This window comes from Nocardioides terrigena, from assembly GCF_003047265.1.
Taxonomy (GTDB): Bacteria; Actinomycetota; Actinomycetes; order Propionibacteriales; family Nocardioidaceae; genus Nocardioides; species Nocardioides terrigena.
Map to the genome: position 1 here is coordinate 350607 of NZ_PZYY01000005.1, position 14634 is coordinate 365240.

The 14634-nt window shown below is 74.4% G+C and carries 16 protein-coding genes; 13 read left to right on the forward strand and 3 right to left on the reverse strand.

Features of this window, described 5'->3' with window-relative positions:
* Both DAE25_RS13230 and DAE25_RS13235 read left to right on the forward strand, forming a co-directional pair.
* On the forward strand, positions 1-489 hold the full coding sequence (locus DAE25_RS13230) for a hemerythrin domain-containing protein (protein WP_107766641.1): 489 nt from the start codon (positions 1-3) through the stop codon (positions 487-489).
* A gap of 23 nt (positions 490-512) precedes the next feature.
* Positions 513-845, forward strand: a complete 333-nt coding sequence (locus tag DAE25_RS13235; protein ID WP_107766642.1) for a cupin domain-containing protein — start codon at positions 513-515, stop codon at positions 843-845.
* Between the two features lie 17 nt (positions 846-862).
* Here DAE25_RS13235 and DAE25_RS13240 read toward each other — a convergent pair whose 3' ends face one another.
* The gene (locus DAE25_RS13240; protein WP_107766643.1) at positions 863-1981 is read right to left on the reverse strand and encodes a hypothetical protein; all 1119 of its coding nucleotides are present in this window, start codon (positions 1979-1981) and stop codon (positions 863-865) included.
* Positions 1982-2139: 158 nt separating this feature from the next.
* Here DAE25_RS13240 and DAE25_RS13245 point away from each other — a divergent pair, with 158 nt between their 5' ends.
* From DAE25_RS13245 to DAE25_RS13280, 8 genes are all read left to right on the forward strand, one after another.
* Positions 2140-2688 (forward strand): nucleotidyltransferase family protein, encoded by a 549-nt coding sequence (locus tag DAE25_RS13245; RefSeq protein WP_107766644.1) that lies wholly within the window; start codon positions 2140-2142, stop codon positions 2686-2688.
* Positions 2685-3614: an aminoglycoside phosphotransferase family protein gene (locus tag DAE25_RS13250; protein WP_107766645.1), complete on the forward strand. Its 930-nt coding sequence runs from the start codon at positions 2685-2687 to the stop codon at positions 3612-3614. The genes DAE25_RS13245 and DAE25_RS13250 overlap by 4 nt, the downstream gene beginning before the upstream one ends.
* Positions 3615-3662: 48 nt before the next feature.
* Complete coding sequence (locus DAE25_RS13255; RefSeq protein ID WP_056887067.1) at positions 3663-4544, forward strand: AAA family ATPase; 882 nt, start codon at positions 3663-3665, stop codon at positions 4542-4544.
* Positions 4541-5683 carry a vWA domain-containing protein gene (locus DAE25_RS13260; protein WP_107766646.1) on the forward strand — a complete coding sequence of 381 codons (1143 nt, stop codon included), beginning with the start codon at positions 4541-4543 and terminating at the stop codon, positions 5681-5683. The genes DAE25_RS13255 and DAE25_RS13260 overlap by 4 nt, the downstream gene beginning before the upstream one ends.
* Positions 5676-6812, forward strand: a complete 1137-nt coding sequence (locus DAE25_RS13265) for an XdhC family protein (protein ID WP_199907573.1) — start codon at positions 5676-5678, stop codon at positions 6810-6812. Before DAE25_RS13260 ends, DAE25_RS13265 begins: the two co-directional genes overlap by 8 nt.
* A gap of 110 nt (positions 6813-6922) precedes the next feature.
* A complete protein-coding gene (locus tag DAE25_RS13270) occupies positions 6923-8017 on the forward strand; it encodes a ScyD/ScyE family protein (RefSeq protein ID WP_107766647.1) in 1095 nt (364 codons plus the stop codon).
* Positions 8018-8095: 78 nt separating this feature from the next.
* Entirely contained in the window at positions 8096-9328 is a 1233-nt protein-coding gene (locus DAE25_RS13275; RefSeq protein ID WP_107766648.1) for a helix-turn-helix domain-containing protein, read from the forward strand.
* 50 nt (positions 9329-9378) lie between these two features.
* Positions 9379-9990 (forward strand): hypothetical protein, encoded by a 612-nt coding sequence (locus tag DAE25_RS13280; RefSeq protein WP_159083723.1) that lies wholly within the window; start codon positions 9379-9381, stop codon positions 9988-9990.
* Positions 9991-9998: 8 nt separating this feature from the next.
* On the opposite strand, the gene DAE25_RS13285 is transcribed toward DAE25_RS13280, so the two are convergent.
* Entirely contained in the window at positions 9999-12731 is a 2733-nt protein-coding gene (locus DAE25_RS13285) for a helix-turn-helix transcriptional regulator (RefSeq protein ID WP_159083724.1), read from the reverse strand.
* 95 nt (positions 12732-12826) lie between these two features.
* On the opposite strand from DAE25_RS13285, the gene DAE25_RS23185 reads away from it, so the two are divergent.
* Entirely contained in the window at positions 12827-13000 is a 174-nt protein-coding gene (locus DAE25_RS23185) for a hypothetical protein (RefSeq protein ID WP_159083725.1), read from the forward strand.
* Complete coding sequence (locus DAE25_RS13290) at positions 12993-13538, forward strand: VOC family protein (RefSeq protein ID WP_159083726.1); 546 nt, start codon at positions 12993-12995, stop codon at positions 13536-13538. Before DAE25_RS23185 ends, DAE25_RS13290 begins: the two co-directional genes overlap by 8 nt.
* Before the next feature lie 7 nt (positions 13539-13545).
* Here DAE25_RS13290 and DAE25_RS13295 read toward each other — a convergent pair whose 3' ends face one another.
* Positions 13546-14085, reverse strand: a complete 540-nt coding sequence (locus DAE25_RS13295; RefSeq protein ID WP_107766652.1) for a sigma factor — start codon at positions 14083-14085, stop codon at positions 13546-13548.
* A 90-nt stretch (positions 14086-14175) separates the two neighbouring features.
* Between DAE25_RS13295 and DAE25_RS24220 the strand changes: the two genes are divergently transcribed.
* Positions 14176-14634 carry a MarR family winged helix-turn-helix transcriptional regulator gene (locus tag DAE25_RS24220; protein WP_107766653.1) on the forward strand — a complete coding sequence of 153 codons (459 nt, stop codon included), beginning with the start codon at positions 14176-14178 and terminating at the stop codon, positions 14632-14634.

Here is a 14634-nt window from a genome sequence, read left to right on the forward strand (position 1 = left end):
GTGTGTGAGTACTGCGGCTGCCGCGGCGTCCCCCCGATCGCCGAGCTCATGGAGGAGCACGACGTCATCCTCGTGGACGCCCACGAGGTGCGCACGGCCCTGCGCACCGGCGACCGCGCCGAGGTCGTCGAGCGGCTGCGGCACCTGGCCTCGCACCTCGACCCGCACGTCCGCCGGGAGGAGCAGGGCATCTTCACGGCGCTGCGTGACCAGGGCGACTGGGCCGACGAGGTGGCCCAGCTCGAGGGCGAGCACCGGGGCCTCGACTCCGCCATCGCCGGCCTCGACGTCCTCGACCCCGACTTCGACCGCGACGTCCTCACCCTGCTGCTGGAGCTCGAGCGTCACGTCGAGCGGGAGAACCTCGGCATCTTCCCGGTCTCGGTGGTCACCCTCGGTGCCGCCGGCTGGGAGCTCGTCGAGCGCGCACGTGACGACATCCCGACCTTTCTGCCCGACGTACCCCGATCGGCCCTTCCGGGCCGGTGACACCCCACGACGAGGAGACACCCATGGAATCCACCTCCCTGACCCACCTGGCCGAGGAGCAGCTCGCCAAGGCCCGCGACGCCAGCAGCGGACGCGCCGCCGTGACCGTCTACGGCGGCCACGAGCACGACATGCGCCAGACCCTCATCGTGCTCGTCGGTGGGCGCTCGCTCGGCGAGCACGACGCCCCGGGCGAGGCCAGCCTGCAGGTCCTGGCCGGCACGGTCCGCCTCACCGCGGGCGACGAGATGTGGGAGGGCACCGCCGGCGACTACCTGGTCATCCCGCAGCACCGGCACGACCTGCATGCCGACACCGACGCCGCGGTCCTGCTGACGGTGGCGACGCGGGCCTGACGGGCCGCGCCGGCGACTCACAGGTCGCGAGGGCCGAGGATCGTCGCGCCGAAGTCGTCACGGGCGCGGTCGAGCACGTCGGGGTCGACACGCGTGCCCGGCCGGCCGTCCCGAGCCGGCAGGAACCAGCGGGAGGGCTCGGGGTGCGTCACGACGTAGCGGTCGGTCGCCACCTCCTCGACCTGCCAGCGGCCCAGGTCCCGGGCCGCGTCCAGGTGGGCGCCGGTCAGCACCTGCTCGACGCACGCGTCGGGCACCCGGCGGTCGTCGAGGTGCCGGCCGTGCGGGTAGTAGCTCTTCTCCAGCTTCCGACGTCCGAGCTCGACCGTCCACGACGGGTTGCTGCCTCCGACGTCGCCGGTGGAGCGGGCGTGGTCCACGCGTGCCGCCCACGGTTGCCACGCCAGCCGCAGCGCGGCCAGGCGGTCGGGGAGCGGCAGGCTCGACCGCTCCTCGAGCGTCACGTGGCCGTAGGAGGAGAACCGCACCCGACGCTCCGCGTCGGTGCCCTGGCGGTGCACCTCCGAGAAGCCCCGGCTGTCGGGCTCGACGAACCTCGCACGCAGTGCCCGGGCCACGGCCTCCGGCTCGCCGCGCGCGGGGCTGGTCCGCGTGAACCACAGTTCACCCTCGACGCCACCGGTCCACGCCATCGCCAGGTCGACCACGTCCGGGACGAGGCCCGGGTCCACGGTCCAGGGCGGGACGACCACCTGGCGCGCACGGTGCGCCCACCCGCTCAAGGCCATGGTGACGACGAGCCAGGGCGCAGCGTGCGGACGGTCCTCAGGTCGGTCCCCCCAGCGTTGGGGGAGCAGCACGCCCGACCACCCCCACTCAGCGAGGGTGTCGGCCAGCTGCCGGAACCACCAGGCGATCCTGTCGTCCTCCAGCTCGTCGTAGAGGCCGAACACGGATGCCGGCCCGTTCGGGCTCACGTGCGGTTGTTCGGCTGCCGCCACAGCCAACCCGGGATCGACCAGGGCCGCCCTGGTGTGGGTCGCCTCGATCGCCCTCCCCAGGGCGGCGAGCGCGTCGAGATCGTGTGGGTGCGTCGCCTCGGTGAGCACGAAGGGGCAACTGTCTGCGTTGACGGTGTTCGCCACCAGCCCAGCCAGGTCCGCCTCGACAGTCATCCGTCGTCATCCCCTCGTCCGCGACCCGGAGCATGTGGCTGCCCTCACCCCCGGGTCGGCTCGCAGCTGCTCATCGTGCCGCATCGTGTGGCTTCGGTGTCACCAGGTGACACCAAAGCCACATCCACGGCCGGTGGCCGCCGGTCTACGGTGGCGCCATGACGGTCGGACTGCTGCTCGCCGCCGGCGCGGGCCGCCGGATGGGCACCCCCAAGGCCCTGGTGCACGACGCCGACGGCACCTCGTGGTTGCAGCGCTCGGCCCGGGCCCTGCTCGACGGCGGCTGCGCCCCGGTCCTCGTGGTGCTGGGAGCCGGGGCCGAGGAGGCGTTCACCCTGCTTGCGGACCTGCCGGTGGAGGCGGTCGTCGCCGACGACTGGGACGAGGGGATGGGCGCCAGCCTGCGCGCGGGGCTCCTCGCCGTGGGCGACACCGACGCGGTGCTCGTCTCGCTCGTCGACCTGCCCGACGTCGGCGCACCGGTCGTGGCGCGGGTGCTGGAGGCCGGGACCGGGCGTGCGGTCCTCGCGCGGTCGGCGTACGACGGGGAGGCGGGGCACCCGGTCCTCCTCGGCGCCGACCACCTCGCGCCCCTCGTCGCGGCGCTGCACGGCGACGTCGGGGCGAAGCCCTACCTGGCGGCGCACGAGGTCACCCTCGTCGAGTGCGGGGACCTCGCCACGGGCGCCGACCGGGACACCCGGTGACCGTTCCTCGGCTGCAGCCGCTCACCCAAGCCAAGCTGGCCGGTCAGGGTGAGGAGGGAGCGGCCTGGCACCGCGACCTGCCCGGGGTCCTCGCCGCGCTCGAGAAGCGCTGGCAGGTGGCGATGGGCCGCCCGCTGCCCGGCGGGAGCGCGTCGTACGTCTGTTGCGCGACGACCCGTGACGGGCAGGAGCGCGTGGTCAAGGTCGGGGTGCCCGGCCACGACCTGGTCGCCGAGGCGCGGGTGCTGGGGGCGGCCGAGGGACGGGGCTACGCGCTCCTGCACGGCCATGCCCCCGAGCACGACGCGGTGCTGATCGAGTCGCTGGGCCCCGGCCTCGCGCAGTCCGGCGCTCCGCCCGAACGGGTGATCGCCCTGCTGGCCGACACCCTGCGGGAGGCGTGGCGGCTGCCGCTGGACGCCGTCCCGCCGGGGGAGGACAAGGCCGTGACCCTCCGCGCCCTGGTGGTCGACCTCGACGAGCGCCTCGGCCGGCCCACTGACCGCCGGGTGCTCCGCGCCGCGCTGGACAACGCCGACGCGCTGGCCGGGCACGATCCGGCCACCACCGTGGTCCTCCACGGCGACGCCCACCCGGGCAACGCGCTGCCGGTGACGGCACCACGCGAGGGTGCCCCGACCGGGTACGTCTTCGTGGACCCCGACGGCTTCCGCGGAGACCCGGCGTACGACGCGGGTGTGGTGCTGCGCGACTGGTGCTCGCACCTGACCGGTCCCGACGCGCGCACGCGTCTCGACGGTTGGTGCGACCTGGTCGCCGAGCGCACCGGCACCGACCGCGACCGGGTCCGGGCCTGGGCGTTCCTCGAGCGCGTCTCCACCGGGCTCTACGTCACGTCGTTCGGCGCCGAGCGGGTGGGCCGGCCGTTCCTCGAGACCGCCGCGCACCTGCTCCCGCGACGGTGAGCGCGGACGCCAACGTCCGACCAACGTGGAGGTCGTAGCCTGACCGACATGGACACCGGTCTGAGCTCCGCCGCCGACGTCGCAGCACGCCTCGGCGCCACCGGCTATCTCGCCGACGAGGAGCTCGCCACGATCGTCTTCCTCGCCGACCGGATGCAGCGGCCGCTGCTGCTGGAGGGCGAGCCCGGCACCGGCAAGACCGCGCTCGCGGAGGCCCTGGCGGCGACGCTGGACCTGCCGCTCATCCGGCTCCAGTGCTACGAGGGCATCGACGCCACCCAGGCGCTCTACGACTGGGACTTCCCGCGGCAGATCCTGCACCTGCGCGCCCTCGAGGCGGCCGGCGCGGAGAGCAGCGCGGAGGAGGCCGAGAAGAGCCTGTACGACGAGCGCTTCCTGCTCGCCCGCCCCGTCCTCGCCGCGCTCCAGCAGTCCCCGGCTGTGCTGCTCATCGACGAGGTGGACCGTGCCGACGACGAGTTCGAGGCGTTCCTGCTCGAGGTGCTCTCGACCTGGCAGGTGACCATCCCCGAGCTGGGCACGGTCAGCGCGCCGACGCCGCCGATCGTGGTGCTGACCTCCAACCGCACCCGGGAGCTCCATGACGCGCTCAAGCGGCGCTGCCTCTACCACTGGATCGACCACCCCGGCCTCGAGCGCGAGGTCGAGATCGTGCGCTCACGGGCGCCGGAGGTGTCGGAGACCCTGGCCCGCCAGGTGGTCAACGTCGTCCAGCAGCTGAGGGACCGCGACGACCTGCTCAAGCCGCCCGGCGTTGCGGAGACCCTCGACTGGGCGCGGGCGCTGCACCACCTCGGCACCACCGACCTCGACCTGGCGACCGCCGCCGCCACCCTGGGCGCGCTCGTGAAGTACCGCGAGGACGCCGACCGGGTGCGCCAGGCGCTCGACCGGATGCTCACGCCGTGACCGGCACCGCCCTCACCACGAGGCCCGGGGACGCCGGCCCCGGCGACGCGGTCCCGGTGCTCCTCGGCTTCACCCGGGCCCTGCGCGCCGCCGGGGTGCCGGTCACCCAGGACCGCTCCCACGCCTTCCTCGAGGCCACCGCCCTGGTCGGCCTCGACGACCGCCGCGCGACCTACTGGGCCGGCCGCGCCACCCTGTGTGCCGGCCCCGACGACCTGGCCCGCTACGACCAGGTCTTCGAGGCGTGGTTCGACCCGCGCGGCGAGCTCCCGCGCCGCCGAGACAGCGGACCGCCGGTCCCCGCCGCGACCGCGCTGCCCAGCATCGACGCGCCGGGCGAGGGGGACGCCGACGAGGACGACGAGGTGCTCCGCGCCAAGGCCACCACCTCCGACGTGCTGCGTCACCGCGACGTGGCCACCCTCGACGCCGCCGAGAAGCAGCGGCTCGCCGCGATGTTCGCGACCCTGCGGCCCACCGCGCCCACGCGTCGTACGGCCCGGCACGAGCCCTGGCACCGAGGCCGCCTCGACGCGTCGCGCACGCTGCGCGACTCGCTGCGCCGGATGGGGGAGCCCGGCGACCTGGCCTGGCGCCGCCGCAGGGTGCGCCCGCGTCGCATCGTGCTGCTGGTCGACGTGAGCGGCTCGATGAGCGGGTACGCCGACGCGCTGCTGCGCCTCGCCCACCGCTTCGTCACCGCCCAGCCCCGGGTCGAGGTCTTCACCCTGGGCACCCGGCTCACCCACGTCACCCGCGCCCTGCACCACCGCGACCCGGACCGGGCCATCGTGGCCGCCGGCGAGGCCGTCCCCGACTGGTCCGGCGGCACCCGGCTCGGCGAGACCCTCCGGGTCTTCATGGACCGCTGGGGGCAGCGCGGGATGGCCCGCGGGTCGGTCGTCGTGGTCTTCAGCGACGGCTGGGAGCGCGGCGACGCCGCCCTTCTCGGTGAGCAGCTGGCCCGGCTGCAGCGCGTCGCCCACCGGGTCGTGTGGGTCAACCCGCACCGCGGCAAGGCCGGTTACGAGCCGGTCCAGGGTGGCATCGCGGCCGCCCTCCCGCACTGTGACGACTTCGTGGCCGGCCACTCGCTGGCGGCCTTCGCCGAGCTCGTGGAGGTGGTCGGTCGTGCGTGACGTCCTGGGCGAGCTGATGGCGTGGTGGGAGGCCGGTGAGACCGTCGGCGTCGGCACCGTCGTGGCGACCTTCAGCTCCGCACCCCGTCCCGCGGGTGCCTCGATGCTGGTCGGCCCCGACGGCACCGCCGTCGGCTCGGTGTCCGGCGGCTGCGTCGAGGGCGCGGTCTACGAGCTCGGCCAGGCGGTCGTCGACTCCGGCGCGCCGGTCCTCGAGCGGTACGGCGTGTCCGACGACGACGCGTTCGCTGTCGGCCTCACCTGCGGCGGCATCCTGGACGTGTACGTCGAGAAGGTCTCGCGCGACACCTTCCCCGAGCTCGGTGCGATCGCCGCCGACATCGCGGCCGGTCGCCCGGTCGCCCTCGCCACCGTCATCGACCACCCGGACCCCGCGTGGCTCGGTCGCCGCATGGTGGTCCGTCCCGACCGGGACGCCGAGGGGTCGCTGGGGTCGCCGCGCGCCGACGACGCCGTTCACGACGACGCGCTCGGCCTGCTCGCCGCCGGCAGCAACGCGACGCTCACCTACGGCCCCGACGGCGAGCGCCGCGGCGAGGGGATGCGGGTCTTCGTCTGGGGCTTCGCCCCCAAGCCCCGGATGCTGGTCTTCGGAGCGATCGACTTCGCCGCCGCCGTGGCCCGGGTGGGGTCCTTCCTCGGCTACCACGTCACCGTGTGCGACGCCCGGCCCGTCTTCGCCACCACCAGCCGCTTCCCCGACGCCGACGAGGTCGTCGTCGACTGGCCGCACCGCTACCTCGACGCCGAGGTCCAGGCCGGGCACATCGACCGGCGCACCGTGGTCTGCGTCCTGACCCACGACCCCAAGTTCGACGTGCCGCTGCTCGAGGTCGCGCTGCGGCTGCCCGAGGTGGCGTACGTCGGGGCGATGGGCTCGCGGCGCACCCACGACGACCGGATGCAGCGGCTCCGCGACGCCGGGCTCACCGACGAGGAGCTCGACCGGCTGAGCAGCCCGATCGGCCTCGACCTCGGCGCCCGCACCCCGGAGGAGACGGCCGTCTCCATCGCCGCCGAGATCGTCGCCCGGCAGTGGGGCGGCACCGGCCACCGGCTGGCCACGTCCAGCGGCCGCATCCACCAGGACCCGCACACCCCCCGCTGACCGGGCCCGCATTGACCCTGAATTGGTGATGCCTTGACTCTTTCTTGAGAGAAAGGTGGGTCGGAGTGCCGGATCCGGGAGGGAGCCGGCTCCACTCGTAGGAGGACCCCATGCCCCGACACGGGCTGCTCGCCACCTCATGCACCCTCGCGGTGGTGGCCGCGGGCGCACTCGTCGCTCCCGCCCTGGCCAGCGCGGGCGACGATGCCGACCGCGCCGCGCCGAAGCCGCAGACCATCGCCAAGGGACTGCTCAGCCCGCTGAGCCTCGCGATCTCCCGCGACGGCACGGCGTACGTCTCACAGAACTTCGCCGGGATGCTCATGAAGATCCCGCCCGGTGGCAAGCCGGAGGTCGTCTATGCCGCCAAGAAGAAGGGCACCGAGGTCGGCGCGGTCTCCGAGCACCTCGGATCGCTGCGCTTCGCCACGACCAAGGGCCGCAAGGCCTTCCTCTGGGCCGTCGGCGGCAACGGCAAGGCGGTCAAGATGGCCGACCTGGGTGCCTTCGAGGAGAAGAAGAACCCCGACGGCGCCGTGAGCTACGGCTTCGAGGGCCTCGACGCCGCGTGTGAGGCCCAGATCCCGCCCGACGTGCCGGCGGGCTACACGGGCATCGTCGAGTCGCACCCCTACGCCACGGCGATGAAGGGCGAGACGACGTACGTCGCCGACGCGGCCGGCAACGACATCCTGTCCGTCTCCCCGAAGGGCAAGGTCAAGGCCGTGGCGGTGCTGCCCTCGGTCCCGGTGGTGGTGACCGCGGAGATCGCTGCGGGGGCCGGTGTGCCCGCGTGTGCGGTCGGCAAGACCTACCGCTTCGAGCCGGTGCCCACGGACGTCGAGGTCGGCCCGGACGGCAAGCTCTACGTGTCGACCCTGACCGGCGGACCGGAGGACGGGAGCACGGGGGCGCAGTCGAAGGTCTACCGCATCCACCCGAAGACCGGTGCGACCAAGCTCCTCGTCGAGGGACTGGTGGGCGCGACCGGGCTGGCGGTCAACAAGAAGGGCGACATCTTCGTCTCCCAGCTCTTCGCCGGCCAGATCGCCAAGGTCAAGAAGGGCTCCAACACCCCGCGACCGTGGCTGGCCCAGCCCCTGCCCGGTGACGTCGAGTGGACGTCGCGAGGGGTCCACGCCACCGTCAACGTGCTGCCGCCCGAGCAGGGCAAGCCCAACGGCAAGGTGATCCACGTCCGTTGAGCCCCACGCTCAGGTCCCTCGCGCTACCGTGACCGTCGTCACACCACACCGTCGCCCCACGGAACAGCGCGAGGGACCATGAGCACAGACCGCGACCTGCGGGACCGCCGGCTCGAGGCCGTGCAGGCCTGGACCGCCTTCGTCGAGCTGGGCGACGAGGCGAGCGACCGGGTGCGTCCCGAGATCCGCGACAGCTGGCAGCTCTCCACCGGGGCGGTCACGCCGGACCTCACGGAGGCGCCGCTGGCCGACGAGTCGGACACCGCCGCCTACTGGCGGCAGTCGCCGCTCCAGACCGCAGTCGAGCGCGTGGAGGCCGACCTGCGGCGCACCGCCGAGGACGGCGACCTGGTCATCGCCATCACCGACGCCGAGACCCGCATCCTGTGGACCTACGGCGGTCGGGTGATGCGCCGCAAGGCCGAGACCGTCAACTTCGTGCCCGGTGGTCGCTGGGACGAGCGCAGCGTCGGCACCAACGCGCTGGCCATCGCCAGCCGCACGGGCGACCCGTCGATGGTCTTCAGCGCCGAGCACTACGCCTCGATCGTGCACAACTGGGTCTGCTGGGCCGCGCCCCTGCACGACCCGGTGAGCGGCGAGCAGCTCGGTGTCATCGACCTGTCGACCACGTGGGACCGCACCCACCCGATCGGACTGGCCACGGCGCGCGTGATGGCGCGCCTCATCGAGACCGCGATGCCGACCGGGCGGCGTACGGGCCTCACCGCCGTCGCGCCCTCCGAGCCCGGCCTGACGCTGTCGCTCCTCGGCACCGCCGAGGCCTGGCTCGACGGACGCCGGCTGCTGCTCAGCCGGCGTCAGACCGAGATCCTGGCCCTGCTCGCCATGCACCCCCAGGGCCTTTCCCTCGAGCACCTCCACACGTTGGTCTACGGCGACTCCGCGGTCACCACCTCGACCCTCAAGGCCGAGGTCTCCCACCTCCGCGCCGCCCTCGGCGGACAGCTGGCGTCGCGCCCCTACCGGCTCACCCTGCCGGTCGTCACCGACATCGACGAGGTGCAGCTGCTGCTGCGTCGCGGCGACGTGCGTGGGGCCGTGGCGGCGTACGGCGGCGACCTGCTGCCGGGCACCAACGCCCCGGCCCTCGTCGAGATGGGCGACTACCTGGCGGTGAGCATGCGCGAGGCGCTGATCGCGCACCCCGACCCCGAAGCGGTGCTGCGCTACAGCGAGCTCGCGCCCTACGACACGCACGTCGTCGAGGTCTGCCTCGACCACCTCGGCCTCCGCGACCACCCCGCCAAGGCCCTGCTCCGGGGCCGGCTGGCCGTCGCCGAGCGCTGATCCCGCCCCGCTCCGGGCCGGTGGTAGGCGGTGCTTGATAGGAAGTGCTCATGCGCCTGCCCGTCCCCGGACCCCGTGACCTCCTCGCCGTGATCGAGAAGGGCGCGGACCAGGTGGACCAGCTCCTCGGGGCCGTGCCACGGGTGCTGGCCCTGCTCGACCAGGCCGAGGTGCTCCTCGTGCGCGCCTCGGCGGCCGTCGACGCCGTGGAGGCGGTGACCCGCGAGGCCGAGACCGTGGTCGTGCACACTGACTCCGTCGTCGACCGGGCCGAGGAGCTCCTCGTCCGCACCGACTCGGTGGTGGGCACGGCCGACGCGCTCGTCAGCCGGTCGGTCCCGTTGCTCGACGCGCTCGAGCCGTCGCTGGTCAAGCTCCAGCCGACCCTCGACACGCTGGCCGAGACGACCCACCCCGAGGAGGTCGCCGCCCTCGTGCAGCTCATCGACCACCTGCCCGAGCTGACCGAGCGCGTCGAGCGGGACGTGCTGCCGGTGATGGCGACGCTGGGCACGGTCGCTCCCGACATCCACGACCTGCTCGAGGTCTCCCGCGAGCTCAACGACATGCTCGCCAAGCTCCCCGGCATGGGCCGGATCAAGCGCCGCATCGACGAGCAGCAGGGCGAGGACGGCACCAGCGCCACGGTCCGCGACGACTGAGGTCCGCCTCAGTCAGGGGCCTGCCGGGCCAGGGCAGCGGCGAGCTCGGTGCGCGACCGGAACCCCCGCTTGCGGTAGACGCTACTGAGGTGTCGCTCGATCGTCTTGGGACTCAGGAAGAGCGAGGCCCCGATCTCGCGGTTGGAGAGGCCCTGGGCGGCGAGCAGCGCGACGCGGGTCTCCTGGGAGGTCAGCGGCGCCTCGCCGGGGGTGTGCCGGCGGTGGGCCGTGGCCCCGGTGGCCGCCAGCTCCCGCGCGGCGAGGTCGGACCAGTGGTCGAGGTCCATGGCGGCGAAGGCGCGAGCCGCCGCGTCGAGCTGCTCGCGGGCGACGATCCGCTGTCCGGTGCGTCGCAGCCGCCCGCCGTACGCCAGTCGGGTCCGCGCCTCCTCGAACGGGTCGTCGGCCGCCGTATGTGCCTCCAGGGCTGCCTCGAACGCGTCCCGGGCCGCGGCGTCGTCCACGGCGCTCCAGCCCTCGCACCGGTGCAGCAGGGCGCGGGAGAGCGCGGGTGCCGCCGCCGGCGTCGCGGCGGCGTACTGCGCGGTGAGCGCCCGGGCGTCGTCCGTCCGCCCGAGACCGGTGTAGGCCTCCACCAGGAGAGGCGCGACCCCGAGCGGCTCGCCCGACGATCCCACGCCACCGTCGATCCCGAGACGCGCCTCGAGCAGCTCCACCGTCGCGTCCAGGTCGCCGCGGCAGACCGCGCAGAACGCCGCCGTCAGGGCCTGGTGCGCGGCGGCCGTCGTCGTCCCCGCCCGGTCGGTGAGCGTGCGGGCCCGGGCCAACGAGGCGCGGGCGTCGTCGTGCAGGCCCCGCGCGGCCTGCTGCCACGCGAGTATCTCCTCGGCGACCGCGGCGTCCGCGGCGTACCCCAGGTGCTGTGCCAGCTCGGCGGCCTCGCCCGCGTCCGCGAACGCGCCGGTGTGGTCGCCCAGCCAGGCCCGGCCGGAGGCCCGGATCGTCAGCAGCGGCACCAGTACGCCGACCGATCCCCGTCGCCGCAGCTCCTCCAGGCGAGGGGTGCCCGCGGTCACCGCGTGCCCGACCTGCCCGGTGAACGCGCTTGAGATCGCCATCAGCAGCAGCGCCAGGGCGTCGTGCCGCAGGGCGGGCAGGTCCGCCAGCCGTCGTACGTCGTCGAGCCGGGCCACGCCGGCGACCGGGTCCCCGGTGAGGACGAGGGCGACACCGCCGGTGAAGGCGGCGAGCAGCTGCTGCTCGGGGTCCGCGATGTCGGCGACCGCGTCGATCCGGTGGGCGCAGTCGACCATCCCGGCGACGTCGTTGAGGCGGAAGCGGGCCACCGCCAGCTCGGCCAGCACCCGGACCAGGGGCGGGCCGTCGAGCAGGAGGGACGCGGCGTCCAGGTGCTCGACCGACCGGGGGACCGACCCGGCGTACTCCTCCAGCATCCCGAGCGTGAAGAGCGCCTCGCCGCGGGCGCGGTCGGGTGCTCCGTCGGCGAGCACCCGGGCCACCAGGCGGCGGACGCGGCTGATGTCGCCGGCCACGAAGGCGTCGTGGGCGGCACCGGCCAGCCGCCGGGCCGCCAGGTCGTGGTCGTCGGTGAGCGTCGCGGCGCGCTCCAGCGCCGCGGCGGCCGCGGCGTACCCGAGCCGGTGCCGGTCCATCTCCGCCAGCCGCTCCAGCTCGTCGGCCACCCGGGCGTCGGTGCCGACCGTGGACTCGGCGCGGTGCCAGGTCCGGGCCCGGTCGCCGGCGGGCAACGCCTCGGCGAGGGCCGCGTGCGCTGCCCGCCGCTCCGCGGGCGTGGCCAGCTCGAGCGCGGTGCTGCGCAGCAGGGGGTGTCGGAATGCGAGCACCCCGTCCTCCTGCACGAGCACGCCGCGCTCGCGGGCCTCGTCGAGGTGCCGTGCGGCCTCGTCGGGACCGGCGAGGGCGGCGACAGCGACGGTCCCGGTCGCCGACGACGGGCCCGACAGTGCCAGCAGCAGGACGGCACGCCCGGCCCCGGGCGAGAGCCCGGCCACCGCCGCCTCGTGCCACCGCCGCACCACCTCGCCGGCGGGCAACGCGTCGGGGATCGGGGCCGTGCCGAGCAGCTGTGCGGCGTCCAGCCGCGCCGACACCTCGAGCAGGGCGAGGGGGTTGCCGGACGTCTCGGCGATCAGCCGGCCGAGGACCGCGGGGGAGGTGGCGTGCGGGAGCAGGCCCGCGGCGGCGTGGGCCGGGAGTCCGCCGAGCGTGAGGGCGGGCACGTCGTGCACGAGCCCGGACGGGACCGAGCCCGCGCGGCCGGCCAGCAGGAGGGCGACGGCGTCGGGACCCAGCCGGCGGGCGGCGAAGAGGACGGCCACCGACGACTCCTCGTCCAGCCACTGCAGGTCGTCGACGACCACCAGGACGGGGCGCCGCTCCGCGGCCGCGGCGAGCAGGGAGAGGGTCGCCGCCCCGACCAGGAAGCGGTCCGCCGCACCGGCCCGGGGTGACCAGCCGAGCGCGGCCCGCAGCGCGGAGGCCTGTGCCTCGGGCACCTCGGCCAGCAGGTCGCGCAGCGGGTGCAGCAGCTCCAGCAGGCCGGCGTGGGCGAGGTGGGACTCGGACTCGACCCCGGTCGCGGTCAGCTGGGTGAAGCCGCTCGCGCGGGACCGGGCGGCGCCGAGCAGCGTCGTCTTCCCCGCCCCGGGGTCGCCCTCGAGGAGCAGCGTGGCGCTCCCGTGGCTCGTGGCCTCCGCCAGCAGGGCGTCGATCCGGGCGAGCTCCGTCTCGCGCCCCACCAACCCGGGGGTCGGGGTGAGGGATTCCCCGGACGCGACGCGGTCGCTCCCGGTGCGACCTTCGACCGGTGAGCCGTCGTCCTGAGGAGGCCCTGGTGCTGACATCGACATCGATCCTAGAGATGCTCGGCCGGTCACTCCGGCATCCCGGCTGGGCCTACGTCAACACCTGGCAGCACCCGCCGCTGCTGGGGCTGCGGCAACCGCCGCACCGCGACGTCGTACGACGGGATGCGCGCGCCACGGGGGAGGACGGTCGCCGTGCCTGACGCTGCGGCGATCGTCCCCGCCGGGTCCGTCGCCGTCGGGTCCGCCATGGCTGGACCCGCCTTCTCCGGCGTCGTCGACCACCTGGGCCTGTCGGTCACCGACCTCGACCGCAGCGAGGACTTCTACACCTCCGTCCTCGGCCTGCTCCGCCTCGCCGACTTCGGCCACGCCCGGATCCTCGTCCACCGGCCGACGTCGTTCATGCTCGCGCTCGTCCGGCACGAGGGAGGCGACCCCGGGGCGTTCACCGAGCTGCACACCGGGCTCGACCACGTCGGGTTCTCCGTCGGCAGTCGCGACGAGCTGGTGCGGTGGCAGCACCGGCTGGAGGAGCTCGGTGTCGAGCACACCCCGGTCCGGGACATGGAGTTCGGCCACCACCTCAACTTCCGCGACCCCGACCGCATAGCCCTGGAGCTCAGCGCCTCCAACGACATCGCCCTGGGGTGGCTCGCCGAGCTCCGGGACCGGGAGATCCCGCGCGAGGAGATCGACGCGCGGCTGGGGGACTACCTCGCGTCGCTCGCCCCGACGTGAGCCGGTGCTACGCCGTCTCGATCACGGAAGCCGTCAGCAGGTCGCGCAGCTGCGCCAGCCCGTCACGCATCCGGGCGGCGGCGGCGCCCGAGGGTGCCTGTGTCAGCATCCCGACCTCGGTGTGGGTCCGTCCGTCGTAGTAGGCGAGCTCGACCGCCTCGCGGCGGACGTCCGGCAGGAGCGTGAGAGCGGTCCGGAGTGACGGCCTGGACGACTGGTCCCGACCCCTCGGCGCGTCGGAGCGCAGGCGGTCGACCGCACGCCGGTGGGTGGTGGCCATGGCCCGGGCGAGGGCGCTGCCCTGCGCCGGGTCGAAGCGAGGGGCGGTCCGCCACATCTCGAGGAACGCCTCCGCGGCGACCTTCTCCGCCCGGCGCGGGTCGCCGAGGACCTGCAGGGCCAGTCCCAGCACCCGCGGCGCCAGCGCGTCGTACAGCTCGGCGAACGCGGCGGTATCAGACCGACCGGCCGCCACCAGCAGTCGGTCGAGGTCCCGCACCCGAGCGCCACGGGGAGGTGGGGAGGGAGAGAAGGGGGTGGCGTCCATGGGGTCCTCTTCTCCGTCCGTGCATCGACAAGTACCTCGCGCACAAGTGGATTGGGCACAAGGTAGCGCATGGCGTGCGAGGATGGGCGCATGGCGGAGACCGACGCACCGGCACTGTCGGGGACCGACGCCCCGGCGCTCTCGGAGCAGCTCTGCTTCGACCTGTACGCCGCGTCGCGCGCGGTCACGGCCGCCTACCGTCCGGTGCTGACCGACCTGGGTCTCACCTACCCGCAGTACCTCGTGCTGATCGTGCTGTGGGACGAGGGGTCGTGCACCGTCCGGCACCTGGCCGACGAGCTGCGGCTCGACCACGGCACCCTCACGCCGCTCCTGCGCCGGATGGAGGTCGGCGGGCTGATCGCCCGCAGGCGCGACAACGCCGACGAGCGCTTCGTCGTCGTCACGCTCACCGACCGGGGCGACGCACTGCGCCAGCACGCCTCCCGGATCCACTGCGACATGAAGGACGCGCTCGGTCTCGACGAGGCCGAGTTCGCGGCGCTCCAGACCACCCTGCGCCTGCTCACCGCCCGCGTGGGCGACTGA

Bases quoted from the DNA above. Each gene is read 5' to 3' on its own strand.
- DAE25_RS13245 (WP_107766644.1), top strand. From the start codon at position 2,140: ATGACGGTCGGACTGCTGCTCGCCGCCGGCGCGGGCCGCCGGATGGGC.
- DAE25_RS24220 (WP_107766653.1), top strand. From the start codon at position 14,176: ATGGCGGAGACCGACGCACCGGCACTGTCGGGGACCGACGCCCCGGCG.
- DAE25_RS13280 (WP_159083723.1), top strand. From the start codon at position 9,379: ATGCGCCTGCCCGTCCCCGGACCCCGTGACCTCCTCGCCGTGATCGAG.
- DAE25_RS13295 (WP_107766652.1), bottom strand. From the start codon at position 14,085: ATGGACGCCACCCCCTTCTCTCCCTCCCCACCTCCCCGTGGCGCTCGG.
- DAE25_RS13275 (WP_107766648.1), top strand. From the start codon at position 8,096: ATGAGCACAGACCGCGACCTGCGGGACCGCCGGCTCGAGGCCGTGCAG.
- DAE25_RS13240 (WP_107766643.1), bottom strand. From the start codon at position 1,981: ATGACTGTCGAGGCGGACCTGGCTGGGCTGGTGGCGAACACCGTCAAC.
- DAE25_RS13270 (WP_107766647.1), top strand. From the start codon at position 6,923: ATGCCCCGACACGGGCTGCTCGCCACCTCATGCACCCTCGCGGTGGTG.
- DAE25_RS13255 (WP_056887067.1), top strand. From the start codon at position 3,663: ATGGACACCGGTCTGAGCTCCGCCGCCGACGTCGCAGCACGCCTCGGC.
- DAE25_RS13235 (WP_107766642.1), top strand. From the start codon at position 513: ATGGAATCCACCTCCCTGACCCACCTGGCCGAGGAGCAGCTCGCCAAG.